Annotated in this window: 1 protein-coding gene; it reads right to left on the bottom strand. The window is 74.2% G+C overall.

Annotation, left to right across the window (positions count from 1 at the left end; all coding sequences use genetic code 11):
* A partial coding sequence (locus tag GTW43_RS18835; RefSeq protein ID WP_161303191.1) for an ATP-binding cassette domain-containing protein occupies positions 1-353 on the bottom strand: 353 nt, incomplete at both ends.

Raw genomic sequence — 353 nt, 5'->3', positions numbered from 1 at the left:
TCGACGGACAGGGCGCGGGCGATGGAGACGCGCTGGCGCTGGCCGCCGGAGAGCTGGTGCGGGGTGCGGTCGGCGAGTTCGGGGCGCAGGCCGACCTGGCGGAGCAGTTCGTCGACCCGCGCGGACGCCTCGGCCCGGCCGGCGAGACCGTGCAGCCGCAGCGGCTCGGCGATGATCTGGCGGATCGTCATGCGCGGGTTGAGCGAGGAGGACGGATCCTGGAAGACCAGGTGGACCTTCTTGCGCAGCGGGCGCATCCCGCGCGGGGACAGCCTGGTCACGTCGGTGCCGTCGATGACGACCTCGCCGCCGGTCGGGGTGTCGAGGCGCACCACGCAGCGGCCCACGGTGGA

The sequence above is a fragment of the Streptomyces sp. SID5785 genome, from assembly GCF_009870065.1.
GTDB lineage: Bacteria > Actinomycetota > Actinomycetes > Streptomycetales > Streptomycetaceae > Streptomyces.
The sequence above is the reverse complement of the archived record's forward strand: the minus strand, read 5'-3'. Positions and strand labels throughout refer to the sequence as shown.